Source organism: Sporosarcina sp. Y838 (genome assembly GCF_056786515.1).
In genome coordinates this window covers 19,928-44,760 of record NZ_JBXCJD010000008.1, presented here as the reverse complement: position 1 = coordinate 44,760, position 24,833 = coordinate 19,928, and the positions used below count along the sequence as shown (strand labels likewise).

Annotated in this window: 30 protein-coding genes and 1 riboswitch; of the genes, 16 read left to right on the top strand and 14 right to left on the bottom strand. The window is 39.0% G+C overall.

The window, feature by feature from the left end; genetic code table 11:
- Positions 1-220 precede the first annotated feature (220 nt).
- The gene (locus tag AC1TO4_RS12405; RefSeq protein ID WP_482105583.1) at positions 221-562 is read left to right on the top strand and encodes a DUF5658 family protein; all 342 of its coding nucleotides are present in this window, start codon (positions 221-223) and stop codon (positions 560-562) included.
- 89 nt (positions 563-651) lie between these two features.
- On the opposite strand, the gene AC1TO4_RS12400 is transcribed toward AC1TO4_RS12405, so the two are convergent.
- Complete coding sequence (locus AC1TO4_RS12400) at positions 652-969, bottom strand: spore coat protein (RefSeq protein ID WP_482105582.1); 318 nt, start codon at positions 967-969, stop codon at positions 652-654.
- The gene (locus AC1TO4_RS12395) at positions 966-1,904 is read right to left on the bottom strand and encodes a ferritin family protein (RefSeq protein ID WP_482105581.1); all 939 of its coding nucleotides are present in this window, start codon (positions 1,902-1,904) and stop codon (positions 966-968) included. Before AC1TO4_RS12395 ends, AC1TO4_RS12400 begins: the two co-directional genes overlap by 4 nt.
- Positions 1,905-2,078: 174 nt before the next feature.
- On the opposite strand from AC1TO4_RS12395, the gene AC1TO4_RS12390 reads away from it, so the two are divergent.
- Positions 2,079-2,702: a YIP1 family protein gene (locus AC1TO4_RS12390; RefSeq protein ID WP_482105580.1), complete on the top strand. Its 624-nt coding sequence runs from the start codon at positions 2,079-2,081 to the stop codon at positions 2,700-2,702.
- A 159-nt stretch (positions 2,703-2,861) separates the two neighbouring features.
- Here AC1TO4_RS12390 and AC1TO4_RS12385 read toward each other — a convergent pair whose 3' ends face one another.
- From AC1TO4_RS12385 to AC1TO4_RS12375, 3 genes are read right to left on the bottom strand one after another with little or no spacing between them, the layout of a single operon-like run.
- Positions 2,862-3,986 carry a Ger(x)C family spore germination protein gene (locus AC1TO4_RS12385; RefSeq protein ID WP_482105579.1) on the bottom strand — a complete coding sequence of 375 codons (1,125 nt, stop codon included), beginning with the start codon at positions 3,984-3,986 and terminating at the stop codon, positions 2,862-2,864.
- On the bottom strand, positions 3,983-5,095 hold the full coding sequence (locus tag AC1TO4_RS12380; protein ID WP_482105578.1) for a GerAB/ArcD/ProY family transporter: 1,113 nt from the start codon (positions 5,093-5,095) through the stop codon (positions 3,983-3,985). Before AC1TO4_RS12380 ends, AC1TO4_RS12385 begins: the two co-directional genes overlap by 4 nt.
- A complete protein-coding gene (locus AC1TO4_RS12375) occupies positions 5,096-6,652 on the bottom strand; it encodes a spore germination protein (RefSeq protein WP_482105577.1) in 1,557 nt (518 codons plus the stop codon). It abuts the gene before it with no gap.
- 171 nt (positions 6,653-6,823) lie between these two features.
- On the opposite strand from AC1TO4_RS12375, the gene AC1TO4_RS12370 reads away from it, so the two are divergent.
- The 3 genes from AC1TO4_RS12370 (at position 6,824) to AC1TO4_RS12360 (ending at position 8,202) form a co-directional block, all read left to right on the top strand.
- On the top strand, positions 6,824-7,123 hold the full coding sequence (locus AC1TO4_RS12370; protein WP_482105576.1) for a DUF3219 family protein: 300 nt from the start codon (positions 6,824-6,826) through the stop codon (positions 7,121-7,123).
- Between the two features lie 123 nt (positions 7,124-7,246).
- Positions 7,247-7,729 carry a DUF948 domain-containing protein gene (locus tag AC1TO4_RS12365; protein ID WP_482105575.1) on the top strand — a complete coding sequence of 161 codons (483 nt, stop codon included), beginning with the start codon at positions 7,247-7,249 and terminating at the stop codon, positions 7,727-7,729.
- Positions 7,730-7,752: 23 nt separating this feature from the next.
- Entirely contained in the window at positions 7,753-8,202 is a 450-nt protein-coding gene (locus AC1TO4_RS12360) for a DUF948 domain-containing protein (protein WP_482105574.1), read from the top strand.
- Positions 8,203-8,255: 53 nt separating this feature from the next.
- On the opposite strand, the gene AC1TO4_RS12355 is transcribed toward AC1TO4_RS12360, so the two are convergent.
- The 4 genes from AC1TO4_RS12355 to AC1TO4_RS12340 form a co-directional block, all read right to left on the bottom strand.
- The gene (locus AC1TO4_RS12355; protein WP_482105573.1) at positions 8,256-8,810 is read right to left on the bottom strand and encodes a DUF948 domain-containing protein; all 555 of its coding nucleotides are present in this window, start codon (positions 8,808-8,810) and stop codon (positions 8,256-8,258) included.
- 14 nt (positions 8,811-8,824) lie between these two features.
- Complete coding sequence (locus tag AC1TO4_RS12350; protein WP_482105572.1) at positions 8,825-9,256, bottom strand: DUF948 domain-containing protein; 432 nt, start codon at positions 9,254-9,256, stop codon at positions 8,825-8,827.
- A gap of 137 nt (positions 9,257-9,393) precedes the next feature.
- Positions 9,394-9,795 (bottom strand): VOC family protein, encoded by a 402-nt coding sequence (locus AC1TO4_RS12345; RefSeq protein WP_482105571.1) that lies wholly within the window; start codon positions 9,793-9,795, stop codon positions 9,394-9,396.
- A gap of 17 nt (positions 9,796-9,812) precedes the next feature.
- Positions 9,813-10,235 carry a DUF1801 domain-containing protein gene (locus tag AC1TO4_RS12340; protein WP_482105570.1) on the bottom strand — a complete coding sequence of 141 codons (423 nt, stop codon included), beginning with the start codon at positions 10,233-10,235 and terminating at the stop codon, positions 9,813-9,815.
- A 157-nt stretch (positions 10,236-10,392) separates the two neighbouring features.
- Here AC1TO4_RS12340 and AC1TO4_RS12335 point away from each other — a divergent pair, with 157 nt between their 5' ends.
- Complete coding sequence (locus AC1TO4_RS12335) at positions 10,393-10,788, top strand: SRPBCC family protein (protein WP_482105569.1); 396 nt, start codon at positions 10,393-10,395, stop codon at positions 10,786-10,788.
- 79 nt (positions 10,789-10,867) lie between these two features.
- Here AC1TO4_RS12335 and AC1TO4_RS12330 read toward each other — a convergent pair whose 3' ends face one another.
- Together AC1TO4_RS12330 and AC1TO4_RS12325 are read right to left on the bottom strand one after the other, a co-directional pair.
- The gene (locus AC1TO4_RS12330) at positions 10,868-11,413 is read right to left on the bottom strand and encodes a hypothetical protein (RefSeq protein WP_482105568.1); all 546 of its coding nucleotides are present in this window, start codon (positions 11,411-11,413) and stop codon (positions 10,868-10,870) included.
- A gap of 52 nt (positions 11,414-11,465) precedes the next feature.
- Positions 11,466-12,221 carry an NRDE family protein gene (locus AC1TO4_RS12325; protein ID WP_482105567.1) on the bottom strand — a complete coding sequence of 252 codons (756 nt, stop codon included), beginning with the start codon at positions 12,219-12,221 and terminating at the stop codon, positions 11,466-11,468.
- 239 nt (positions 12,222-12,460) lie between these two features.
- Here AC1TO4_RS12325 and AC1TO4_RS12320 point away from each other — a divergent pair, with 239 nt between their 5' ends.
- The 4 genes from AC1TO4_RS12320 to AC1TO4_RS12305 all read left to right on the top strand — a co-directional run bounded on the left by AC1TO4_RS12320 (position 12,461) and on the right by AC1TO4_RS12305 (position 15,757).
- A complete protein-coding gene (locus AC1TO4_RS12320; RefSeq protein WP_482105566.1) occupies positions 12,461-13,279 on the top strand; it encodes an EcsC family protein in 819 nt (272 codons plus the stop codon).
- Positions 13,280-13,470: 191 nt separating this feature from the next.
- Positions 13,471-13,899 carry an Rrf2 family transcriptional regulator gene (locus tag AC1TO4_RS12315; protein WP_482100026.1) on the top strand — a complete coding sequence of 143 codons (429 nt, stop codon included), beginning with the start codon at positions 13,471-13,473 and terminating at the stop codon, positions 13,897-13,899.
- Between the two features lie 128 nt (positions 13,900-14,027).
- Positions 14,028-14,669, top strand: coding sequence for an NAD(P)-dependent oxidoreductase (locus AC1TO4_RS12310; protein WP_482105565.1), 642 nt, complete (start codon positions 14,028-14,030; stop codon positions 14,667-14,669).
- Between the two features lie 23 nt (positions 14,670-14,692).
- A complete protein-coding gene (locus AC1TO4_RS12305) occupies positions 14,693-15,757 on the top strand; it encodes an LLM class flavin-dependent oxidoreductase (RefSeq protein WP_482105564.1) in 1,065 nt (354 codons plus the stop codon).
- 117 nt (positions 15,758-15,874) lie between these two features.
- Here the strand turns inward: AC1TO4_RS12305 and AC1TO4_RS12300 are convergent, their stop codons facing one another.
- Together AC1TO4_RS12300 and AC1TO4_RS12295 are read right to left on the bottom strand one after the other, a co-directional pair.
- Positions 15,875-17,152, bottom strand: a complete 1,278-nt coding sequence (locus tag AC1TO4_RS12300; protein WP_482105563.1) for an acetylornithine deacetylase — start codon at positions 17,150-17,152, stop codon at positions 15,875-15,877.
- Positions 17,153-17,359: 207 nt separating this feature from the next.
- Positions 17,360-17,462: riboswitch (TPP riboswitch) on the bottom strand.
- Positions 17,463-17,565: 103 nt separating this feature from the next.
- The gene (locus AC1TO4_RS12295) at positions 17,566-17,826 is read right to left on the bottom strand and encodes a hypothetical protein (RefSeq protein ID WP_482105562.1); all 261 of its coding nucleotides are present in this window, start codon (positions 17,824-17,826) and stop codon (positions 17,566-17,568) included.
- Between the two features lie 265 nt (positions 17,827-18,091).
- On the opposite strand from AC1TO4_RS12295, the gene AC1TO4_RS12290 reads away from it, so the two are divergent.
- A complete protein-coding gene (locus tag AC1TO4_RS12290) occupies positions 18,092-19,120 on the top strand; it encodes an NADP-dependent oxidoreductase (RefSeq protein ID WP_482105561.1) in 1,029 nt (342 codons plus the stop codon).
- A gap of 125 nt (positions 19,121-19,245) precedes the next feature.
- Here the strand turns inward: AC1TO4_RS12290 and AC1TO4_RS12285 are convergent, their stop codons facing one another.
- Positions 19,246-19,623, bottom strand: a complete 378-nt coding sequence (locus AC1TO4_RS12285; protein WP_482100031.1) for a PH domain-containing protein — start codon at positions 19,621-19,623, stop codon at positions 19,246-19,248.
- Positions 19,624-19,891: 268 nt separating this feature from the next.
- On the opposite strand from AC1TO4_RS12285, the gene AC1TO4_RS12280 reads away from it, so the two are divergent.
- From AC1TO4_RS12280 to AC1TO4_RS12260, 5 genes are all read left to right on the top strand, one after another.
- Positions 19,892-20,401, top strand: coding sequence for a ferritin (locus AC1TO4_RS12280; protein WP_482100032.1), 510 nt, complete (start codon positions 19,892-19,894; stop codon positions 20,399-20,401).
- 498 nt (positions 20,402-20,899) lie between these two features.
- Positions 20,900-21,232: a DUF485 domain-containing protein gene (locus AC1TO4_RS12275; protein ID WP_482105560.1), complete on the top strand. Its 333-nt coding sequence runs from the start codon at positions 20,900-20,902 to the stop codon at positions 21,230-21,232.
- Positions 21,233-21,247: 15 nt separating this feature from the next.
- The gene (locus tag AC1TO4_RS12270) at positions 21,248-22,798 is read left to right on the top strand and encodes a solute symporter family protein (protein WP_482105559.1); all 1,551 of its coding nucleotides are present in this window, start codon (positions 21,248-21,250) and stop codon (positions 22,796-22,798) included.
- 81 nt (positions 22,799-22,879) lie between these two features.
- Positions 22,880-24,070 (top strand): CBS domain-containing protein, encoded by a 1,191-nt coding sequence (locus AC1TO4_RS12265; RefSeq protein ID WP_482105558.1) that lies wholly within the window; start codon positions 22,880-22,882, stop codon positions 24,068-24,070.
- Positions 24,003-24,806 (top strand): DUF294 nucleotidyltransferase-like domain-containing protein, encoded by an 804-nt coding sequence (locus AC1TO4_RS12260; RefSeq protein ID WP_482105557.1) that lies wholly within the window; start codon positions 24,003-24,005, stop codon positions 24,804-24,806. Before AC1TO4_RS12265 ends, AC1TO4_RS12260 begins: the two co-directional genes overlap by 68 nt.
- Positions 24,807-24,833 lie beyond the last annotated feature (27 nt).

Genomic DNA, 24,833 nt, shown 5'->3' with positions numbered 1-24,833 from the left:
TGCTGGAAAGCCCATGTAAAGTTATCGCATTTATTACATTATCGGGCATTAAAGCGAGCGCACGCGATTACACCAGTCCCTATACTACACGTATTTATATGTTCAAGTATAGTTTACGAAAGAAAATTCATGCTTAGCATATTTTTTCTATTTTCATAAAGGGTTTAATTCGTTACATTATTCCCATCCTAGTTGAATGTCGTTCAATATTGTCAGGAGAGTGGGAGGACTAATAATCGATGTAAAGCAACCGATTCTAAACAATCACAAACTAATTGCCTTGGGGATTGCCCTATTGCTGTTGGCCACAGCTGATTCCTTTTTTACCGACTTCGGTATTCAACAAAAGCATATTACGGAAGCAAATCCAATAATGCGTTTCGTTTATGATCGAAGCGTTTGGGGATTCTATGGAATTAAAATTTGTCTGCCGTTTGTGTTGCTGGTTTTATTGGCACGGATTGAAGCGAGAAGGTATTTACAGTTTTTAATGGGATTTAGCCTTCTTCTATATAGTTTGGTCTTATTTCAGCATATTTTGTGGATTTCCTTAGTATTGTAAAATGAAAGATATTGAATTTTATACAAACAGACTAAAAAGTAAATACCACTCAATCTACGTCAATTGAGTGGTATTTACTTTTGTATGTCTTATTTAAGCTGCTGCCTGTAATCCGCGAACTCTTGCTTAAGTGCTTCAACTTCCTCGGGGGCAGCTGGGACTAGCGAACTCCAACCGTGTTGGAACTGTAATTCAAGCAACTTTCGATGTAGTAGAGAAGTCTCTTTCAGCAAATCGAAAAATAATGAATAGAACATATTTTGACCGACTTCATGCATTGCCGTTACGTAGGTGATGTCCAAGCTTTTTTCAGTAGCTAATGCAGCACTGAGTAAATCATGGTCATTGACACCGGCCTTTTGTGAATGCGGTCTCTTTGGATTTTCAATTTTTTTAGAAGATGTCATTGAGCTTGACCTCCATTTTCCGACATGAAACTTAGCAATTTATCATATTGCGACAAATGCAATTGACCCGCTTCCTCGAATTGACGCTTTAAATCTGGCATCTGACAGTTTTGAGCGGCCTGTCGATATTGTTTCACCGCAAGTAAGTTCGCGCTCAGCAAATTTTGCAAATAGCCTATGTGCAAAGTGGATATCACTTTCGGGGGCTCAAGATAAGAGGGAGGCTCCATTGCTTTGTCTTTTGTTTTGGGTTGTGATTTTTGCTCTTGCTGTTGTTGTTCGGGTGCCTTTGGCTGTGCTGCTTGTGCCGGCTGTCCTGTCTTTGCTGGTTGTTCTGTTTGTACCGGCTGTTCTGCCTGTGTCGGTTGTTCTGTCTGTGCCGGCTTTTCTGCTTGTGCCGGTTGTTCTGCCTGTGTCGGCTGTTCTGCCTGTGTCGGTTGTTCTGTCTGTGCCGGCTTTTCTGCTTGTGCCGGTTGTTCTGCCTGTGTTGGCTGTTCTGTCTGTGTCGGTTGTTCTGTCTGTGCCGGCTTTTCTGCTTGTGTTGGTTGTTCTGTCTGTGCCGGCTGTTCCGTTTGTGTAGGTTGTTCCGCTTGTGTCGGCTGTTCTGTCTGTGTCCGTTGTTCCGCTTGTCCTGTCTGTGCCGGCTTTTCTGTCTGTGTCGATTGTTCTGCTTGTGCCGGCTTTTCTGCTTGTGTCGATTGTCCTGTCTCTGTCGGCTGTTCTGCCTGTGTCGATTGTTCTGATTGTTCTGCTTGTACCGGTTGTGCGGACTCAGGCTTTGGTTGTTTTTGAATTTGTCTGGACTGTGGTTGTTGTGCTGCCGATTTTTTTATCTGTTCCTCTTGTTGAAGTTGTATTTGAAGTTCAAGTTGCTGCAATTGTATTTGTAGTTGTTTAAGTTGCTGAAGCTGTTGTAGCGACTGTAAAGACTCCACTCTCTTCGCTCCTTTCATGCAATTTGCATGTAGTATGATTCCAGTGATGGAAATTATACGGTATGGATGGAATTTATCATGATGAATGGGAATCGACAATTTATATAATCATGAAAATAACATAGAGTACTACAATTCTATATAATGCGTATCATAGTAAAAAGGAGAAATTTAATGAATCCGTTTTTCTCGATTTGGTCACAACCAAGCAAAACGATTCGCTACATTATTGAGCAAAAATCCATTTTCTATTCGTTCATGCTCATCTCCATTTCTTCTCTCGGAAGCAGCTTCATGGCATTTGCGAATACAGGTCTATTTGCTGAATTGTCATTATCGACCACCATCACATTTATTTTATTTCTGAGTTTATTATCTGGAGTCGCTGGATGGGGAATTGCGTCATTTGCATATACTTGGTTTGGTAAATTGCTAGGTGGAACAGGTACACCGCAAAAAATGGCACGCGCAATTGGAGCCAGTACAATACCCGCCATTTGGACAGCGCCTATTGGTATTATTGCGGTTTCCTTATACGGCAAGCAGCTTTTTGAGACACCGAGTAATCTGTTAGGCACGAATATGGATTTAGGTTTTTTCCTTTTGCAAACGTGGATTATAATAGGGGTATCTATTTTCGGGATCATTCTCCTCAGTAAAGGAATTGGGATTGTCCATAACTTTTCGGCTTTGCGTGGATTTGGAACAATCATGTTATTTGCTGGTTTCATGTTCGTTATTTCAATCATTATTTTGGGATCTTTATTTACAATCCTTCTATTTATTGGAATACAGTAAAAAACATTATGAGGATTTCCAACAAATAATATCGTAGATAGACCGTAATTACGTTAAAAACAGTTGTAAAATGAAATGTTCGCGCTGCATTATGAGATATTTCTTCACAACTTCCTATCTGTCATGACAGGTAAACAGTCATAATAAGGTGAGTACCAATCATTCAAAGACTCCACTCCTAGCCAGAGTAAGGTCAACATCAACGTTGACTTTCATTTCCTTGTACATTTCATGCCACTTCTCTTCCGTCAGTTTAGAATGACGTACAGAGCTTCTATAAAATTCACCGTATCCAAAAACGTCCGAATCAATTTTTTGGCAGTAAGCAATTATTCTTGATATTTCACTCGATAATTTCTTACTGATTGCTTTTTCAAGTTCTTCCGTGTTTTTGGCTTCCCCTATATTAATATCTGGTTTTATTTCTAATAATGTTGCTTGCGCTGTAAGGTGTAGGTCAAATTCAGGGGTTGTTGGATTGACTACCTTCACATCTTTGTGCGTTTTAATCGGATCGAATACCAAAATAATTTCATCAGGGGGATCCTTCGTTAAAGATGAAGGTAAATCATCGCCTTTAATTTTCATTTCGTATGTTCCGATTTTATAATTATCTCGACTTAGCTTTACGTAAAAACTATCCTCAACAGAAAGATCACCTATCATTTTGTCCTTTTTAAACAAGGCAATTCCGGAAATCTCCACTAAATCTTTATCCCTTTTTATGATGGGCAACGCAATATCCCTGCCCGCGGAATAATAATCATAGGCTACTTCATGAAGCGTGGATGAAACCACTTGCTCACTATTAGCGTTTTGCTTTAACAGCTTATGAATATATACCCCAATGTCATCGACATCTGAGTACTCGAATTCAAGTAATGGTCTCGCCTCTCCCTCAACCACTGCCACAACAACATTCCCACTCATTGCAGGATTTTTCAACAGGGTTTCAATATAATGACCAATGCCTTCTTTGGCAAACTCTTCACCGAATAAGACCACTCTCAATTGTCCGTTCTCTATCTTTTTAGCTGCCCTGCGATTGATTTTTGCACGTGTCCCTTGACTTGTTTCGTTTTCAGCGGTAATAATTACAACTTTACTTTGTAACTCCGCGCCCACTTGGCGAATAACTGCTGTAGTCTTCACGCTTTTCTCTTTACCCACATCATAGCCAATCAAATTGATTAAACCTACTCTTTCAAGGAGTTTTGTTTCTGCACATCCGGTCAAACCAATGCAAAGAAATAGCAGTAGTAAAAAAAAATAAAACTTTTTCATTCTATTTGCTCCTTACCTGATTTAAATTTCTTTTTCGCCACTGCTAACACATACAAGATGATAGGGTAAACAAAAACAATATAAAACGCCACCTGGCCATAGTAATTATTAAACGTATTTATTTGAGGTCGGGTTTTAAACATTACACTTACAATTAAAATGATGAATGAGAATACACAGACGAATTTATTTGCACTTACTTTTACCAATCGTCTAGTTCCCCGAAAAGCAGCCCATACAAACAGACAAAGGATCGGCAATATGATCAACATCCAAAAACAAACCGCTATATACTCAAATCGTTCAATGAACGGAAGTTCAACAATACTAAACAATGACAAAGTCGCCCAAATGGTTTTCGTTAATTGTTCCCCGCTGAAGTAAGTTAGTGTAACCAACATGACGCTTAGGTAAATCAATGTTGTTACGAACAAAGCAAGATGAACATTTTTTTTTACATTCGTTTTATCCTTTACAAAGGGATAAATCACATAGATTATTTCAAATCCAATAACCGTAAATGTCATGGACTGTACACCTTTTAGTATTCCGCTCATATTGGTCTCTAAAATGGGAAGAAGACTTCTCGGTTCCATATACTTCATCGGAAAAGCCAACATCGGGAAAAGCCATATGGAAAGTACAACACCAAAAAAACAAACGCCCACAATAACGCGCAGACCGCCCGTAAACGTGTAAATCACGATTAGCAGTAATGTGGCTGCAAGAAACCAAGTATCCAAATCCGAAAAAACCCATGTCTGAACAACTTCAATATAATTCCTTAAAACGGCAAAAAATGCAACTGAACAATAAAGAATGTAAATAATATTGAAGAAATTCCCTATCCATTTACCAAATATATCTTGATGAATACCGTATAAATCATTTGAACCATATATCTCCAACGTTTTAATCATAAAAATTGCAATAATATGCGTGGCAAGACCTGCAAGTAGTACAGAAATCCATGCATCATGTTTTGCGTCCTGGTAGATAATCCGTTGAAATCCTTGTATTCCAATCCCTATTTGAGCGGCATGAATGATGAAAAAAAGTAGAAAAGCACTAATCGTATCATTGGGACCAATTTGTACGGAACTTTTCACTTATTTCACCTTCGCTTCATTTTTCTCGGGATTTATGGGTTCAGGCTCATATTTGTCTTCATACTCTGGTCTGGTATCTGAAGGTCTCTTAAATGTAAATGGCAAGGGTAATCTGACAAGACTATCCCCCCAATCAAGCAGGCGAGGAGGATAAAAAGGTGCTGTGTACGGAGAACCCAAGCTTGTTTGACGTAAAAGGTGAATAAGGATAAAACAAAACCCCAGCATAATGCCATAAAAGCCCCAAAGTCCTGCTGCTACTATCAACGGAAACCGAATAATTCGAATAACGTTACCCATCATGTAACTTGGTGTTGTGAAGGACGACAATGCCCCTAAGGCGACAATGATAATTAAAATATTACTCGTAATTCCTGCTTGTACAGCTGCCGTTCCAATGACAATACCGCCAACAATACCGACTGTTTGACCAACCTTTGACGGTAATCTAATTCCTGCTTCTCTAAGTAGTTCAATAAAAAGTTCTAAAAGTAGAGCTTCAAATAAAGGGGGAAAAGGAACTAATGCTCTTGATTCACTTAACGGGACTAAGAGCGTTTGTGGAATAACTTCGTAATGAAATGTTAATGCCGCTACATATAAAGGAGATAAAAAAACAGAAAGGACGATTGCACTAAATCTTAGTAAACGGGCAAATGTAGCAATCGGCCATCGTAGATTCTGATCTTCCTGACTTTGGAAAAACTCAAGAAATGAGTGTGGGCAAACGATTGCATGGGAACTACCATCCACGATGATCCCCAATTTCCCATTCAAAAGTTCAGCACTAAGCTTGTCCGGTCTTTCTGTTAGTAGCATTTTGGGAAAAATCGATAGCGAATTGTCGTCTATCAATTGTTCAAGAATCGAGCTATCCATTACAGCATCAACCTTAAGGTCGGTGATCCTTTGTCGTAGCGTATTTACCATTTCATCGGAAGCAACGCCTTTAATGTATAACATTGCGATCACTGTCTTCGATTGTTTTCCAATTTCTAATCTTTCATTGCACAGGTTTGGATTTTTTATATACCTCCGAATCAAGGAAACATTCGTTGACAGTCTTTCATTAAAACCGACCTGGGAACCGATAACTTGGGATTCATTTTCCGGCGTTGATAAAGCCCGCGCTTCATTTGTGGGGATATTGGCCAATACGACTTGTGAGTATCCCTCCACATGAATAAGTACAGTCCCATCCATCATCGCAATAACGGCTTTCTCGAGTTCATCCGCCAATTTCGCCTGAGGTATTGTAAGGATGGATGTAATGATTTCAGGTGTGACAAGTGTATACTTCAATAGATCTTGAAGAATATGATTATTTAACGTCGGGATATCCACTAGATTATCTATATATATGATCGTGAGATTCGAAGGTAACGATTTAGTGATTAAGTCAGATGTATTGTGAGTGGCTTCTTTTATCGACTGGAGAAAAATATCACCAGAGGTTGAAATCATTGTTTGTTTTTCTTCTGTGCTTTCGTCACTCACACCTGTTGTCTGTTTTTTCCCAGAAGATTGTTTAGACTTTTTGTTAAACAGTAGTCTCACCTCGTTTGTATCTTTGTTCCTAGAATAGGCTTTAATGGGATGATCTATACCCTCGGATACAGTCAGCGATAAAGTGCTAGACGGGACTTCGACCTAGGCATTTCACCTATAGCACAGAACTAATGAGTGTATAATTAGGCGTGAATCTAAATCCGCAGCGAGGTGAAAAACATGATTGATAATGTGGTCTTGAATGAAGTGTCTATTGCTATAACTAATTACCATGAGGAACTTACTTTTGATACAACTGTTAATAAAGAACTAAGGAAAATCGGGTTTGATTTTAAAGTTACAAGTACCGACTATCATAAGATCACCACATTGCTGTACGAGATGGAGTTCCAAGTGAAAGTGCCAGGAAAAAATCTTGAATTTCCAGCAATGATTCATTCCTATTCCACTTCAATTACGAATTTATATAAGGAAAATGAAGTGGGCGATTTTAACTTGGTGTTACTAGAAAAAGTTTGACATCACTCATCGAACACATACACTAGTTGGTTTTACAACTGTTGTATGTGTTTAGTTATGCCTGTATAGTGGTACAAAATAGATAAAGACAATTTACTAGTCTAGATTGGGGATGAAATGTTAATGGAGATACTTTTATACGCAAGCGCTATCATTGCGGCCTTATCCTTATTGCTAATTGCAGTTTTTGTTGTCATTACTTTGAAAAGCGCAAAACAGACGATAGGAGAAGTTTCAGAGACTTTGAAACGGGTCGAGACGAAACTTGGCGGTATTACCGAAAAGTCTGAGCAGTTGATGGAAAAGACGAATCGGATTGCTGAAGACGCGGAAAACAAACTACAAACCTTGAACAGCTTGTCACTTTCCGCGAAAAACCTCGGAGACTCCACTGAGCATATGAACAAATCCATTCGTGCCATTTCAGATGAAGTCGCAGCACCACCTGAAAAGTATCAAGACTTCATGGAAAAAGCGTCTATACTGACTGAAACAGCAGCACGTGTCTATTACCGCTTCCAACGTGAAAAACAGAATACCGAATCGGATGAAGTTAAGGCTCGGTCAAAACGTTTGCCGATGCCGCAACAAAAAAATAGGTCATAAACTTAATAATGGGGTGAATGAATATGGATTGGTTAGGTATTGGTGTACTCATTATCGGAATCGCATTTGCTGTACTGGTCATTTTTCTCTTGAAACCGATTAATAAGTTGTCGGATGTACTTGCAAGTCTCCAACAGACGACAGATCGTTTGCCCGAGGTGCTCGACGATGTGACACATCAAGCTTCGGATATACTTCAAACAAGTAATGCGACACTCAGTAATGTCAACGAACAAGTGAATGAAATAAGCCCACTTTTCCATATCGTTGGTGATGCAGGGGAAGCTTCAAGAAAACTCACAACAGCCGCCCTTGCTAAAACAAACTTATTAAAACAACAGACCGGCAGTGCAAAAGAGTTTGTTAGACGCGAAAAGTATGAAGGTATCTATGGGCTTCTATCATTTTTATTTTTTCTATCACAGAGACGAAAAGAGATTAAAGAAACAATGCCCATTGCAAAATCAAGGTAAACAACAAAAAATCGTGTGGAAGGAATTCTTTCCTTCCACACGATTTTCATTTTTTATGTTGCATCTTCACTGATGAATTTTCCACTTCTTGCAGCTTCTCTCGCTTCGGCCTTCATTCTATCAATATCAAAAGTACGTTTCTCACCTTCCGTATACAAATTCCTTGCATGCCTCGCACCTGTTCCTTTTTTAGTATCCTTGCTTTTTCGCATGGCATAAAATCCAAGAGCAGCAGTACCGTATAATCCACCTAATCGCTTATCCTGTTGACCAAGGTCAGCTCCGCCCATCTTATCTTTTGCAGAAGCTGTCAAATCGACAAGCGATGATGATAATGTTCTTGTAGACTCACCTACATCTCCAACGATATGGAACAATGGCGTCAGCGTTCCCAGTTTTTCATTAACATCGGCAAGTGTTTTGTTACTGTTATGGATCAAATTCCCCGTCTCTTGTAAAATACTATCCAATTGATCCGGCAGTTGTTCAATTGTCTTATCCACTCCACTTAGTATAGATGAAAAATTATTTAATACGCGTGCTACAAAAACTGCTAACACCAATAATGCGATACCTATCAGCAATACGCCAATTCCTGTTAAATCCATGTTCATCCCTCATTTCAAAATTGTTTTGATGAAGCACCCTTGCCTCGCTTCCAGGAAGTGAATAGACCAGAAGCGAATTCAGAAAACTGGATGATTCGTACGAACGGTTTTGTACCTGGTAATGATGTGTCTTCCGAATAGCGTTTTGTTCTTGCAGCTAATTCATCACTCATGAGCGACGTTGAATCACCTACATGTTTGGCTGTGTAGAAAATACTATTTAATGCTAGTGATTTTTCTTCGATGTCTGTTGCTGTTACATTTGTTTCTGTAATCGTTTGTTCCAATTCAATGACTGTCTTGTCCAGTTTTGATTCCATATTACTGATTGTTTGTCCGACCGAACCAATGACGCCCGATACACTCATAAGCAATTTAGCAATGAATACCGCAACAATTGCGAATGCCACTGCCATGAGAAATACGCCAATATGTATGAAAGTCATTTACCAACAACTCCTCCCTACTCGTCTTATACCACTAAAACATAGTCTGTGAAACATGAATACGCCCAACTTTAAACTCTTTGTTGCGTTCCATTTGACTATTCTAATATTAAGAAGAAATGTCTTCATTCAAAATACTACTTATTTGAATAAAAATAAACTATCTCCCAAGTATGTACATCCGGATCTTGAAAATGTCCAGTATAGCCCCAATCAAATTTCTTTGGCTGATTAGGTAAAAGTGTTCCACCTGCTGTTATAGCCCTTTTTAAGATTGAATCTACTTCTTCTTCACTGTCAGCTGCAATGCTAAGGATAAATTCCGAAGGCTTTTTGGTAGTGTTCGTTTGATTTGCAAACACTTCTAGCTTTGAACGCGAATAAAGCACCAATGACAAATTGTCTTGCATTTCAAATAGAATATGGTCTTCTCCATTATCTATCCCTTGCTCTGGTAATTCCAATACATCCTGATAAAAGGAGACAGACTTCACTAAATCATCCACGGCAAGTGTAATTATATTAATTTTCGGTCTCATCTAATCCCCTCCTCTATTTACTGATTTGGATAGGCTTCTTTGGTAATTCGTATGGATTCTTTGATTAACTTCTTTAGTATATCTATTTGAATATCCGCTAATTTATTGATGTATACACATGATTTCCCTGTTGTATGTTTTCCAAAATCCTTCAATAAATCTACTCGTTTTGGGAATTCTGGTTCAAAGTACAAACTGATTTTTGCTTTTCGAGGAGAAAAACCGGCTAACGGCGCATCTCCTTCATGACCAGATTCATATTTATAGTGATAGGAACCAAATCCAATAATACTAGGGCCATACATCTTTGGTTTGAAACCTGTTGTTTCAGTAAATATATCTAACAATCTATATGCATCTTCACGTTTTTTAGGGTTCTCAATATTTTCTATAAACTCAATAACACTATTATCATTTTCTTTTGTTTTTAGTTCGTACATAATGCTAATCACTCCTTTTCTAAATGAAATTTCAATTAGCTCGACAAATCTTGTTCAGTTCCATATGTTCAGATTAAATACGAATGCATCGTAACACGTTTGTTTTTTCTTCTTTAAGTTCCTATACTTAAAGAACACGTATAGGAGGTTGTTAACATTGAGTAATGGCTGTTCATCAATAGTTGTTAAGAAGAATATAAATACAGTTTGGAATGCGATTGCTAACGACAAGGAATTTTCAATCTGGTACGCTCCAGGATCCAATTGGGTTATTCCAATTTTGAAAGCTGGAGAACAAGCGGTTTTCACATTAATGCCGAGCTTATATAACGAACTTAAAGAAGGGGAAAGCATGCCCATGACCTTCACAATAATAGAAGTCATCCCAAATCAAAAATTTTCTTATTACTGGGATTCAAATCAAATGCTGTTTACCATTGAGTTAACTACTGAACTGGACGGAACGCGCGTACAATTCAATCAAGAAGGATTCGATTATTCATTGGAAAATCTAAATGCTTATTTAGAAAGTAGAGAACTCCCCTATTCTTGATTTGCGATATGCCGCCCGCCATGTGTTTGGGTTACAGTTCTAGTGTGAACTCGGCTAACAGTTCCTCACACTAGACTCTTCATTTCCACACAGTCATATATTTCTTACGGTATTTGATACCTTCTTCTGTTTCTATCAAAACCATTGCTATTTTTTTAATTTCTTCATCTTTTAATTCATCATATAAATTTTTCAACCCTTGAATGATATCAAACCGAATCAAGGTGTAATGTTTTTCATCCGCACCGTTTTGAAAGCGATCGACTAAATGATGCATCAACAGCTCTTTTTGTTCCATTCCAGCCAAGCCCACTTTCCATATCGATTGCAGGCTATGTCGAGCTGTAACAAATTTTGGATCCTTTGTCACTTCCCACAGTGCTGGAAAGTCGCTTAGTATGCGTTTTTCAGGATCACTTTTCGCTAGACCCGCTAGGAACTGTGCTGCCCTAGATCTTCGATGATTATTGGAATCCGTCAACCAATCCCTTAATTGATCCCAAACCTCATAAGCCCATTCCACTTCTTCTTTAATAACTGCAATAATTGTAGTAAATGCTTCATATTGTACCTCTTTATCCTTTGCTTCCAGGTTTGCAAAGTAGGTTCGGATTGCACTGTCCACTTTCTACAACTCCCTCTATATAAAATAAGTGGTAAAGGTAACACTATATAAATCATAATTCGAATTCTTTAACCCCATTTAAAGCCCCATTGACATATGTTCGCTCGATGAAAGTAATACTATGATCATGACCTATGAGTAAGACTGAGGAAGAACGGGTTCCATAGTTTAGTGTTTTGATGAACAGTGGTGACAGTTGCCGTTCAAGGTCCAAGCCTACCCCGGTATTCGGCAGTAGTGCATCTGGCGCGACGTCAGCATCAGATATGATATCGAAAAGAACATCTGTGTTAACGATTTCATGTGCCAATACATAATCCCGAAGCTTAGTCCTCCCTTTCACCACTTTCGGCCACGCCGTATTCAGAAACTGATTGCTCAAACCATGTGTTCCTTCAGATATTTTCGTGGTTTCTGCTTGCTTATTGGAAAAGTAGTATAAAGAATCAAAATCGCCGACGAGAATATTAAATCCTGCATAATCCTCTTTCTTCCTCTTCAATGTTTCAAGGTATTCTTCAGGCGACACAGTTTCTGATAAAAAGCTAGCGACGATATCGCCGCGGGATTGTTTATCAACAGTGATTTCCTGCGGGTCTCGGTAATTCGTCAATGCAGCAAATCGCCCTGATTTCGTTACACCAAGCCAAGTTCCCCTGTGCAACAAATCACGTCCTGCCAATATATCAGGCTTGTCTGTCCAGAAATCTGCCGAGGCAGTCGGACGCTCATAAAACTCATCCCTGTTCGCGGCGACAATCAATTTGTAAGTCGGATGTTCGTTGTAATGAAAATTAATCAGACACACTTTTCGACACCCCTTTCCCTCCATTATACGCCTAGCCAAGTACATATAGTAATTCGCAATACCCATTTGTAAGACTATTCCTTTAGTTGACCAAATGACAATTAAAAAGGGGTGTATTTCATTTGAATCTATAACAGAATACATTCAAGCATAACTAATAATAAGCAAAAAAGTTATTAATGGAACTTTTCACATGGGATAACGTACAATTAATATCAAAGAAAGAGGCGAAACTAAAAGTGGCAGATTCTAAGGAATGGTTAACAGAGGAATTAAATAAGGTTGAGGTTTGGGAAAAAAATCAGAGCGATTTATGGTTTTGGGAAAAGCTTGGGCGTTTGCCATTTAAGATCATCGATAAATTTACCCCTGCTTTTATTCAAAAAAAAATCGGCTTACTTTTGGATGAACTCGGTCAATATGTACAAACGGGCGGCAGCTATTTAAGTTCAGCTACTAAAATCCCTGCTTATTATCCCGACTTAACAGTAAATACATTGGAAGATGTCGAAAAGCTTGATATTTCAACAATGGACACAGCTGTAGAAAAAATTACTGGTAGCAGAAAAAAGTTTGCAACGGTTCAAGGTGCTAGTACTGGTATTGGCGGTATTTTTACGTTAACAATCGACATTCCTCTACTTCTTAGTTTACAGCTAAAAACATTACAGGATATTGCGATTTGTTATGGTTATGATCCTAAAGTAAAAGAGGAACGTTTGTTTATCGTAAAATGCATGCAATTTGTATCTGCTGACATTGTAGGTAAACAAGCCATTCTTACACAATTGTCTCAATTCGATAATCCCGATGACTCTACAAAACGCGAAGTTCTTTCTGAACTGCAAGGCTGGCGCGAGGTCGTTTTTTCTTTCCGGGATCAATTCGGTTGGAAAAAGCTATTTCAAATGGTACCTATCGCAGGGCTCGTGTTCGGCGCATTCATCAATCGCTCTGCTGTGAGTGATATTGCTGAAGCTGGTAAAATGCTTTACCGAAAAAGAAGAATTATTGAAAGGCTTAGGAATGATGTTAGTTCTAAAAGCCAAACTACCTAACTCTTCAATATGTACAAATGCATCAGTCGCATTAAATTTGTGACCCGCTGATATCATTCAACCGAACTTTTTTACTGCTATAAAACAGGGATTTCTACTTGATTCACAAGATTCCCCCTTCACTTAAATTATAAAAATTGACAATCATCATCTGATGTAACTATAATGATTACATCGGGAGGTTACTTGCAATGAAAATCAGTAGTCGCTTTACAGTTGCAGTTCATATTCTATCCCTCGTAGCAATCGAAAGAAACGAGCTTTGCACTTCTGAATGGATTGCGGAAAGTGTGAATACAAATCCTGTAGTCATACGAAGAGTAATTGGTAAACTAAGAAACGCAGGACTTATTCAAGTTCGGCGAGGTCTTGGAGGAGCTACACTTCAAAAATCATTAAAAGATATTACCCTGCTCGATGTGTACAGGGCAGTTGAAGTCGTAGAAGAAGGCGAGCTTTTTCAATTTCATGAAAAACCAAATCCAAATTGCCCTGTTGGTGCCAATATCGAGGCTGTTCTTGAACTGATTTTACTACGGGCTCAAGATGCGATGGAATCTGTTTTACATGAAATTTCGATGGAAGAGTTAATATCGGTATTAACACAAAAAATTGGATAGTTTATTCGGTTTTTTGATTACCGTTGTAACTGTAACCATTACAGTTACATTCTAAATCGTTATCATGAATAGCTACAAATCATTAGGAGCATATTAGTATATATGTGCCAAAAACTGGAGGAATTGTCATGAACATTGGAATTATCGGAGCAACAGGAAAAGCAGGAAGTCTTATTGTAAAAGAAGCGATTGACCGAGGACACGAAGTTACAGCTATCGTTAGAAACGCAGCAAAAATGTCTGGGGAAAAAACGAACATTCTCGAAAAAGATATATTTGACCTGCAAGCTGAAGACATTCAGCAATTTGATGTTGTCGTAAATGCATTCGGCGCACCTGCAGGACAAGAACACCTCCATGTAGATGCTGGAAAAGCATTAATTGAAGTGTTTAAGGCTGCTCCCAAAACAAGATTAATTGTTATAGGTGGTGCAGGTAGCTTGTTTGTAGATGAAGCTAAAACCATCCGCCTAATTGACACACCCGAATTCCCTAAAGAATACTTTGCAACTGCTTCCAATCAAGGACAGAACTTACTAGATCTGCAAAAGACGAGTGGAGTTAAATGGACATTCATTAGCCCAGCAGCATTCTTCAATCCTGAAGGAAAAAGAACGGGTTCGTATCAAAAAGGAAAAGACAATTTAATGGTAAATTCAAAAGGTGATAGCTACGTAAGTTATGCAGATTACGCAGTCGCAGTTCTTGATGAAATCGAGAATCCTCAACATATAAATGAACGTTTTACTCTTGTTTCTGAAGCAAAATAACTAAGTTTTGGGAGATGAGTACTATGCCAAATGAAACCAAGAAATCTGGAATTGAGATTGGAATATATACATTCGGGGATCTTGGTCCAGATCCTCAAACTGGAAATACAATTAGTATTCAACAGCGCCTTCATGAAGTAATGGCTATTGGAAAGCTGACTGAAGAAGTCGGACTTGATATTTTTGGTGTCGGTGAGCATCATCGCTTGGATTATGCAGTATCGGCTCCGCCAGTTGTTCTTGCAGCAGTGGCACAAAACACAAAGCGTATTAAATTGACGAGTGCAACGACTATTTTGAGTACGGTCGACCCCGTTCGTCTATTCGAGGATTTTGCAACACTGGATTTGATTTCGAATGGCCGTGCTGAGATTATTACAGGTCGTGGTGCATTCGTAGAATCCTTTCCGTTATTCGGCCATGACTTAAACAATTATGACGAGCTCTTCGATGAAAACATTCGACTTCTCCAACAATTGAATGCCAATGAAATCGTCAGTTGGAATGGGTCATTCCGTTCGCCTCTAACTAATTCTATGATTGCCCCCCGGCCTGTTCAAGATAAACTGCCGATTTGGGTTGGTGTCGGTGGCACACCTGAAAGTGCAATACGAGCAGGCAAACTTGGAACTGGTTTAGCATTAGCCATACTTGGCGGCGACCCAATTCGTTTTAAGCCACTTGTTGATTTGTATCGTCAAGCAGGCAAAGATGCAGGGCATCTTGAAGAGGATTTAAAAATAGCTGTAACTGGACACACGTATATAGCAAAGACTTCACAACAAGCAAAAGACGATTTCTATCCCTACTATGCAAATTACTGGGGGTACGTGAACAAACAACGTGGAATGAGTACGAGAATTTCTCGTTCTGATTTCGACCATATGGCCAGTCCCGAAACCGGACTATTTGTTGGCAGCCCTCAGCAAATAGTCGAGAAGATTCTTCACCAACACGAATTATTTGGACACCAACGCTTCATTGCACAAATGGATATCGGAGGCTTGCCGTTTTCTTCAGTCGCAGCAAGTATTGAAATGTTAGCAACAGAAGTAGCTCCAATCGTTCGACGGGAGACCACTAGGTAAGGTTATCCTTTGATCATCTACCTCTTGAAACAAACCAACTATTTGATGACGTATTAGAAATGACTTCACTAATTAAGCAACATATAATAGCATAATAGTATTAGATGAATGGGGAGATTACTTGCTCTCCATTCTTTTTAAATTGCACCACTTATTTATAAATATCATAAGCGTTTTTGTAAAAGCCATTAGTTCTCCAATGTTTATTTTTTCATCAACTGTATGGGCCTCTTCCAACTTCCCAGGACCATAAATAACTGTGGGAATCCCTGCTTCGCCTAGCCATCCTGCATCTGTTACTGTTCTTGACATGCCGATGATTACGGGACTTTTTTCGGTGTGTTCATGACAGTATGCTAGAAGTTGAACGGCCGCATGCCCCTCATTCATTTCAAGTGCAGGGAATATTTCCCCGCGTTCTTCAATCATCGATTTTCCACCCCAGCGATAGTGAATGGGATTTTCTCTTAACCACGGATCAGCTTTTGCTACATGGTTCAAATGTTCTTCGATTTCATTTATCACAGATTGATAGGTTTCATTCGGATAAAAGTGAACGGTGATCCAAAGCCGGCATTCATCCGCTACAAAAGCCGCGTGTCTTCCGCCTTCTATAACTGCAGGATTGATGGTGTTGCTACCAGGTGCAAAACCTGGATATTGTTTTGTCACGGCCCAGTGACGCTCTAAATCTTGTAGCCCGGCAATTACTTTCATCATCTTCTCAATCGCACTGGCCCCATTAATGTTTCCGCCCGCATGAAGCATACTCATCCTCATTGCATCATGGTAAACTTCCTCACTTTTAATCGTTATCCAGCCGGTTATTACACCGCCCTGGCCATGAATTTGGCGATTGCTACTATCGACGACGAGTGCAAAGTCTGCTGTATAGCCTTTTTCCATACACGAAAGTGTTCCAGCTTCTCCTGCTTCCTCCCCAATGACAGTCTGAATCTGCAAATCACCTTTCAGTTCCACACCTAGTTCGTTTAATAATTTTACGGCTAGTAAAGTCGCTGCCACTGCACCTTTCATATCGGAAGTTCCTCGTCCATATGCATTTCCATCTTTAGTTGTCAGTTTAAAGACAGGCACAGTCCATTCTGTTTCATCCCTAACTTCCGCAACATCAATATGACCATTAATGAGTAAGCTGTTAAACAGAGCTCCATCTGTCCCTTTTTTTATGCCTACCACGTTTGGATCACCAGGGAACACATCCCAACTGGCTGTATCGAATTTTTCTAGTTTTAAAAACTCTTGAATATACTGCTGCACCCCGGCTGTATTTCTTGCGGGAGGGCTGATTGTCGGAAAACTAACTAGATCTGCAAGTAATTGCAATAACTCCTCTTGACGTTCATCAACCAAGTTGCTAATACTATTTTCCATTTCAATCATCCATTCTTTATTTAATGTTTAGTAAAGTAAATCCATACTTGATAGATTGCAATATTGAATTCGGTGCATTAACAGAGCGAATGCGCCGAAGCGTGTATGATGGGAAATCCCTAGTTCATTGAATTTGCGATGGAACAGAAAACAGCCGCCTTCCATAATCGGAAAGCGGCTGTTTTCTACGTAGTTACATTCATTTGATGTAGAGTCCAGTTGCTTCCCTACGCTAGCATAAACTAGATCAGGTTCGAAGGGTTTACATGCATCATGTGTCTCAGCCAAATTGGCTCCCCTAGCAGACTTCTATTCAATTCGTGTTTTCTTTATGATTAAGCCAAGAACGAGGTTCATAATGCATCCTTTCGTTCTTCCTCTTCAGGAAGATATTGCGTTAATCCAATATTACGCTATCCGTTCTTTATTTTCGTTGTGTATCCTAACTGTTCATTAGATAAAAACGATGCTTTGGAAGCAATCTCCACAAGTTGCATAACTTCATTTTTCGCCCAATGGCTATTTGGAATATCCGTAAATTTTGCGGCAGTCGTGACTTCTACTTGTTTAACAGCTTGAACTTCCGCCTCGTTAGTTGCTAATACAACAGTAGCTGACGTTGGTAAAGCCACTATTAAGGTCAAAGCCAAAAAAAGTATGTGCTTTTTCTTCATGTTTATTTAAAGTCCTCCACTAGTTCATATTAATAACATAATAGTTATAGTTAACTATAATTACAACACTTTTGGATACTATTTTGGGATTCCTCCACAGGTGTCTGCTGAGATTATGACACCGGTGCCAACACCATAGCAATTCGGAAAAATAGCAAATCAATGAAGATGAGACACCAGTCTATAATCATTGACCTTGGTTACTCCTGAGTGTTAGGGTTTGCTATTGCCAACTCATTCGGCAAACTACAAAGGAGGAATTGCAATGACACAATTGATACAACAGGAAATTCATCTAGCAAATCGGCCCAATGGAATGCCTACCAAAGAAGACTTTACCTTTGTAAAAAGTTCAGTTCCCTCACCAAAAGTGAATGAAATTTTAGTACGGACACTTTATTTGTCTGTAGATCCATACATGCGTGGAAGAATGCGAGATGCCAAGTCATATATAGCTCCATTTGAATTGAATAAGGTCATTTCTGGGGGTGTCGTGGGTGAGGTGATTGAATCCAAGTCGGACGCCTTCAAACAAGGTGATGTAATTACTGGAAATCTCAGCTGGGCTGAATATACCGTAGCCACTGAAAATGAAATTCGCAAAATAGACCCTAAGTTGGCACCTATTTCAACACATTTAGGTATTCTCGGTTTGACAGGTTTAACTGCATATTTTGGATTGCTTGATATCGGAAAACCTCAAGAAGGTGAAACAGTCGTCGTTTCTGGTGCTGCCGGGGCCGTTGGTTCAGCAGTTGGACAAATCGCGAAAATCAAAGGGGCAAAAGTAGTAGGTATTGCTGGTTCAGATGAAAAGATTGACTACTTATTGAATGTACTCGGCTTTGATGCAGCTGTGAATTATAAGAAAGAAAGTTTTTGGACAGACCTTAAAAATGCCGTTCCTGACGGAGTAGATGTCTATTTCGATAATGTCGGCGGGGACGTTTCAGACGCTGTTTTTACTATGCTAAATCGAAATGCCCGTATTCCTTTATGCGGATCAATCTCTTCCTACAACGCAGAAGGAAAAGATGCTGGACCACGTATTCAATCGGCTATGATTAAGACGAGCGCTATGATGCAAGGCTTCACCCTAGGCGATTTTGCTACTGATTTTGAAAGAGGATTTACTGACTTAGCTAAATGGCTACTGCAAGGTAAACTGAAATATGAAGAAACAATTGTAGAAGGATTTGAAAATACACCAGAGGCATTCCTTGGTTTATTTAAAGGAACGAATCTAGGTAAGCAACTTGTAAAAGTGGCTGATCCTAAATACGCGAAACTTTAATAGTTCATCTGAAATTGCCTGACCTGCAACACTTATATGCTATAAAAAAACTCCTCAAGCAACTACATGAGGAGTTTTTTTATCAAGCACAAAATCAGGAACTAGTCACCTTAAATTGACCTAGTTCATTTCAAAACATATTCTGCTAGCACGCTTTGTACTTTATAAACATTCAAGGATTTATTAAATTTCTTTTGAATTGGTGCAGAACTTCCCGATAGCCAGATTTTCAGTTCCGCTTCGAGATCAAACGTTCCTGCAGTTTCAATTGAGAAATGTACAACACTTTTATATGGAATAGAATGATATTCACTTTTCTTTCCTGTGACGCCCTGTTTGTCCACAAGAATTAGACGCTTATCCGTAAATATCAACAGATCTCTAATTAATTTATATGCATGCTCAACTTTTTCAGTTGGTGTAAGTAAATCCTTCATTTCCTTCTCTACTTTGCTAACATCAATTTCAGATGCATTCCCCATTATTCCATCAAAAATACTCATTTTTATTCCTCCTGTTTATCCTTAATCAGTTTAAGTCCGCATTTAATTTGTTCGTACACCTTCCCTCCTCCATTCCCGGGGGGTGCCGTGCACTCGCTTTTATTCTCAATTATACATTGCCCAAAGATTCAACAATAAGTTAGTCTTTCCTCCACCAAAATTCCTCATACAACAAAATTCCGTTTTTTCAATCAAAATACGTGATTGAAAGGATAGATTAGGCTATGCTATAGGAAGGTATTTCCTAACATTAAAAGGAGTGATGGATATGATCAGTCAACGACTAGCAGAAGCACTCAATCAGCAAATGAACAATGAATTCGACGCTGCACAATCTTATATGGCAATGGCTGCTTATTGTGAACACACTAATTATAGTGGCTTTGCCAATTATTATCTTCAACAAGCCGAAGAAGAACGTTTTCACGGTATGAAGATTTACAACTATATGAATGACCGCGGGTTACATGCAAAATTCTCCGCAACGTCTGAGCCAAAAATTGAATTTGAATCAGTATTAGATACTTTCGAATCAGGTTTACAACAAGAAAAAGGAGTTACAAAGAACTTTTATGAATTAACGGACCTAGCTTGGGAAGAAAAAGAACATGCTACGATTTCATTTTTGAGATGGTTCTTGGACGAGCAAGTTGAAGAGGAAGCAGCCTTCGATACACATATCGAGTACCTGAAACGCATCGGAGAAGATAAAAACGCATTGTATATTTATGAAAAAGAACTTGGGCAACGTAAATTCACTGCAGAAACTGGAGAATAAGTTAGTCCTTTTTTAAAAATACCCATCATCTTCCTTGACGAAGATAATGGGTATTTTTTTTAGATTTTCTTGATAAGCCTACGTTTCTTAACCCTCACCGTTCTCCTATCAATATGTTGAAAGGTTACATAGTAGTCCTTTGACTCTCTGTATTTTACCTTCGCTAAGATTTTCTAGGCTAGCAACCAAATAGAAAGCAAATTCCAGGTCGATCGGATTCATTATTCCAACAATTATATCGACAAATTTCTCTTCATTCGGTAAGTTTTCATTTTTTTAATCGCATAGATGCATCAGAAAATTCATTATTTAGAAAAAATAACTTGTACGTTGACAGAATATTTGGTAATGTGGACTTAGCTTCCTGTTAAATTATTCACATTTTACTAGTTTAACAACAATTTTTACATAATTTGAAAACGCTCTCATGTAAAAGGAGGTTACATTTCCAATGGCCAACAAGTTTTAAATACTTTTTTAAAAAAAGGGGATGAAATCGTGAGTAAAAGTTCAAAAGATAACCCAGCGAGTGTGAAGTTGGATTATGAAAAAATCATCAATACACCTGAATTCAAAAATTTAGTAAAACGAAAAAGAATATTTTCTACACCGTATATTATTTTCTTTTTTATTGCCTATTTTACACTGCCTCTTCTTACAGGATATACAAACATTCTTGAGAATCGTGCCATTGGTTGGATGACTTGGACATGGGTGTACTCACTAAGCATGTTCATCATGGTATGGGTATTTACATCAATCTACATGAATAAAGCGAAAAGTTTCGACTTGGACGTTGAAGATATTATAAAGAAAAATGTTGTGAAATAAAGGGGGTACTTACAAGTGGATGATATTATATCAATCGCAATATTCGTTGCAGTAATTGGGCTTACACTGGGGATTACATACTGGGCGGCCAAACAAACTACAACTGCAAGTGATTTTTACACGGCTGGGGGATCATTAACCGGTTGGCAAAACGGAATGGCGATTGCTGGAGACTACCTGTCTGCTGCATCATTCCTAGGAATTGCAGGAGCAATCTCTTTAAATGGATTTGATGGTTTTTACTATAGTATTGGTTGGTTGACAGCTTATCTAGTAGTTTTGTTTCTAATTGCAGAGCCACTGCGTAATCTAGGGAAGTTTACTATGGCAGATATGATTGGTGCACGTTTTGGGGCAAGAAAAGTTCGTGGCGCCGCAGCATTAAATACAATTACGATTGTTTTATTTTATATGCTGGCTCAGCTTGTAGGTGCTGGTGCCCTGATAAAATTACTTCTAGGAATCGACTATTGGATTGCAGTTCTAATCGTTGGTGTAATGATGACAATCTATGTCCTATTCGGCGGTATGACTGCAACAAGTTGGGTTCAAATTATTAAAGCCATTTTACTTATGATAGGTACCATTGTTATTTCGTTCCTTGTCCTATTAAAATTCAACTTCAACTTTATCGGTATGTTTGACGCCATGAGAACAGCTACGCCACATGGTGAAGCCTTCTTACATTCCGGGATAATCTATAAAGACCCGATTGGTCTAATATCCGTCCTAATAGCACTGGTTTTAGGTACGGCTGGTTTGCCCCATATCTTAATGCGCTTCTTTACAGTAAAAGACGCGAAAACAGCTCGTTCTTCTGTAATTTATGCGGTTTGGATAATAGGTATATTCTATGTTCTAACAATTTTCCTCGGTTTCGGTGCAGCTAAGTTTGTTGGCGTAGATGCAATCATTGCCGAAAATGCTGCCGGAAACATGGCCGCACCAATGTTAGCGGGTGTGTTGGGGGGATCAGCACTTGAGTCATTCGTTGCAGCGGTTGCCTTCGCGACGATTCTAGCAGTTGTTGCCGGTCTTGTATTGTCAGGCGCTTCAGCGATTGCACATGATATTTACGGAGAAATTATTAAAAAAGGTAAAGTTACAGAGAAACAACAAGTTAGAGCCGCAAGATACGCAGCAATTGCTGTTTCTGTTTTCTCTATTCTTTTAGCGCTTGGTGCGGAAAAATTGAATGTCGCGTTCCTTGTTTCACTCGCATTCTGTATTGCCGCCTCTGCAAACGTTCCGACAATTCTATTCACCATCTATTGGAAAAGGTTTAATACGACAGGTGCAGTTGCTTCCATGTTAACCGGTTTGATTGTTGCACTTGTTCTGGTTGCAGTAAGTCCAAGTGTTATTAACCCTGTTGAAGGAGCCGCGTTCTTTGTTGGACAACCACTCTTCCCTTATGCGAACCCTGCAATTATTTCTGTTCCAGCAGGATTCTTAGCAGCAATTATTGGTACGCTCGTTTCATCTAAAAAACACGAAGCTGATGAAGTTTCTTATGCTGAAGTGAAGTTCAGAGCGGAAACAGGTTATAGAGAACTTGAGCGTTAATCAAGTAATAAAAAAAGTCCTCCCTCTCTATTTTTAATTAGATGAGGGAGATTTTTCTATCAAAAGACGAAGGTGATGACAATGAATGATAAGCAGCGAACAAAAGTAATCTATGAGTTAGTACATGAGCAGCTATTATTTAAAGGATTATCCGACACGGCATTTAGCGAACTAATGTCTGAATGCAAACTCACCTATTACCAAAAGGCTGGAAAGACGGACTACTTCAGAACCCCCCACGAAGGATTATTCCTTATCATAAAAGGTTCTGCAGAAATATTCATAATTGGTGATGATGAGACATCCTATGCTATTGAAGAAGTTCAGGAAGGTGAGATAATCGGTTTTTCAAACATCGCTTATTACCTAGGCGAGTCAAGTCGACCACTCGATTGGCATCATCTTGAAATGGTAGTACTGGAAGATTCCTATTGCTTACAGGTTCCTATTTCTGTCGTGAAGAAGAGAATAGATGATACTGACGTCCGTGATGCTATTTTGAAAAGTATGTCTATACGACTGGCAAATGTCTATGCTTCCTTAGGTGAGCAAATGAAGTTGTCAGATGAGTGGGGAGAAAGCGAGCCATACGTACGTCGTGTTGAGGACTTTATGAATTCTCCTGCCATTACTATTACTGAAGATACGGCATTAAGACAAATAGCGCGTAGCATGATTGATAACTCAATCAGTTCGATTCTAGTAGTTGATCAAAAAGAGCAATTAACAGGAATCATAACAGAAAAAGACCTAGTACAAAGAGTCCTTGCTCAAGGTTATAATAGTGAACTGAAAGCCATAGATATAATGACGAAAAAACCTCATACGATTTCCCGTCATGATTACTATTACGAGGTCCTGTCGGCATTCTATAAGTACGGAGTAAAGCACTTACCTGTCGTCGAAGATAATCGACTGGTTGGCGTTGTTACACTGTCAAATTTGATTACAAAACGGGATCGTGGATCGATGGGTATCTTAAAAACGATTGAGGCTTCTTCTATAGATAGTTTACCTGCAATAAAAAATGCAATTTACGATGTGCTATCGAGTTTAATTAACGATGAAATTTCTACCATCCACTTGATGGAGATAATTACAAAGTTATATGACCGACTCGCACGACATTGTGTGAAACTCGCTGTGCGGTGGTTGGAGGTACAAGGTAGAAGGCACTCCACCCGTTCCTTATGCGTGGTATCAGATGGGCAGTGGGGCCAGAGGAGAACAATTCATGTTGACAGATCAAGATCATTTCCTTGTTTATGCTAATCCAGATGAGAAAGACAAACAACAAGTAGATAATTATTTTTTACAGCTTGGAGATGCGATAGTTTGGCATATGGAGAATGCCGGTTTTTCCAGATGTGATGGAAAAATGATGTCTAGTGAGTCACTATGGCGCGGTTCCATTTCCGATTGGCAGAAGAGACTTCGGAGTTGGGCGTTGAAGGCAACCGATGATGATATTTTACTAGGCTATAATTTTTTATCTTTTCGTTTTCTGATGGGAGATGCATCGTTAAATAATCGCTTTTCCCGGATGGTACAAATACAATTGAAATCCTCACAAACTTTCCTTTATTATATGGCGCAACAGGAACAGAATAGGCCCATACCACTAGTTAATCATTCCTTTCTTGCTTTATTTAAAGCAAGGGGTAACCGTGATATATTCGATATCAAAAAACATGCTTTATTTCCCATGCACCATTGCCTACAAATATTGGGTGTACAAAAAAACATCATTAACGGCACGCCACTGCAATTAGTCGACGACCTGGTGAAAGAAGGAGAACTGTCCGCTGGTTTTGCAGATGATATTCGTCATGCATATGAAATTGCCCTAAAAACAAGGATTCGACTATCATGGAAAAAGCATCTGCGTGGTGAATCTATTACAACTGAAATTCACTTTGCGTCGATTCGCAAATGGGAACGGGATGAATTAACGACTATGTTAACAACAGTCCACGCCTTGCAATCACATTTACTTGCAAAGTTATAAATAATTTTGAGATATTAATTGGAGGGG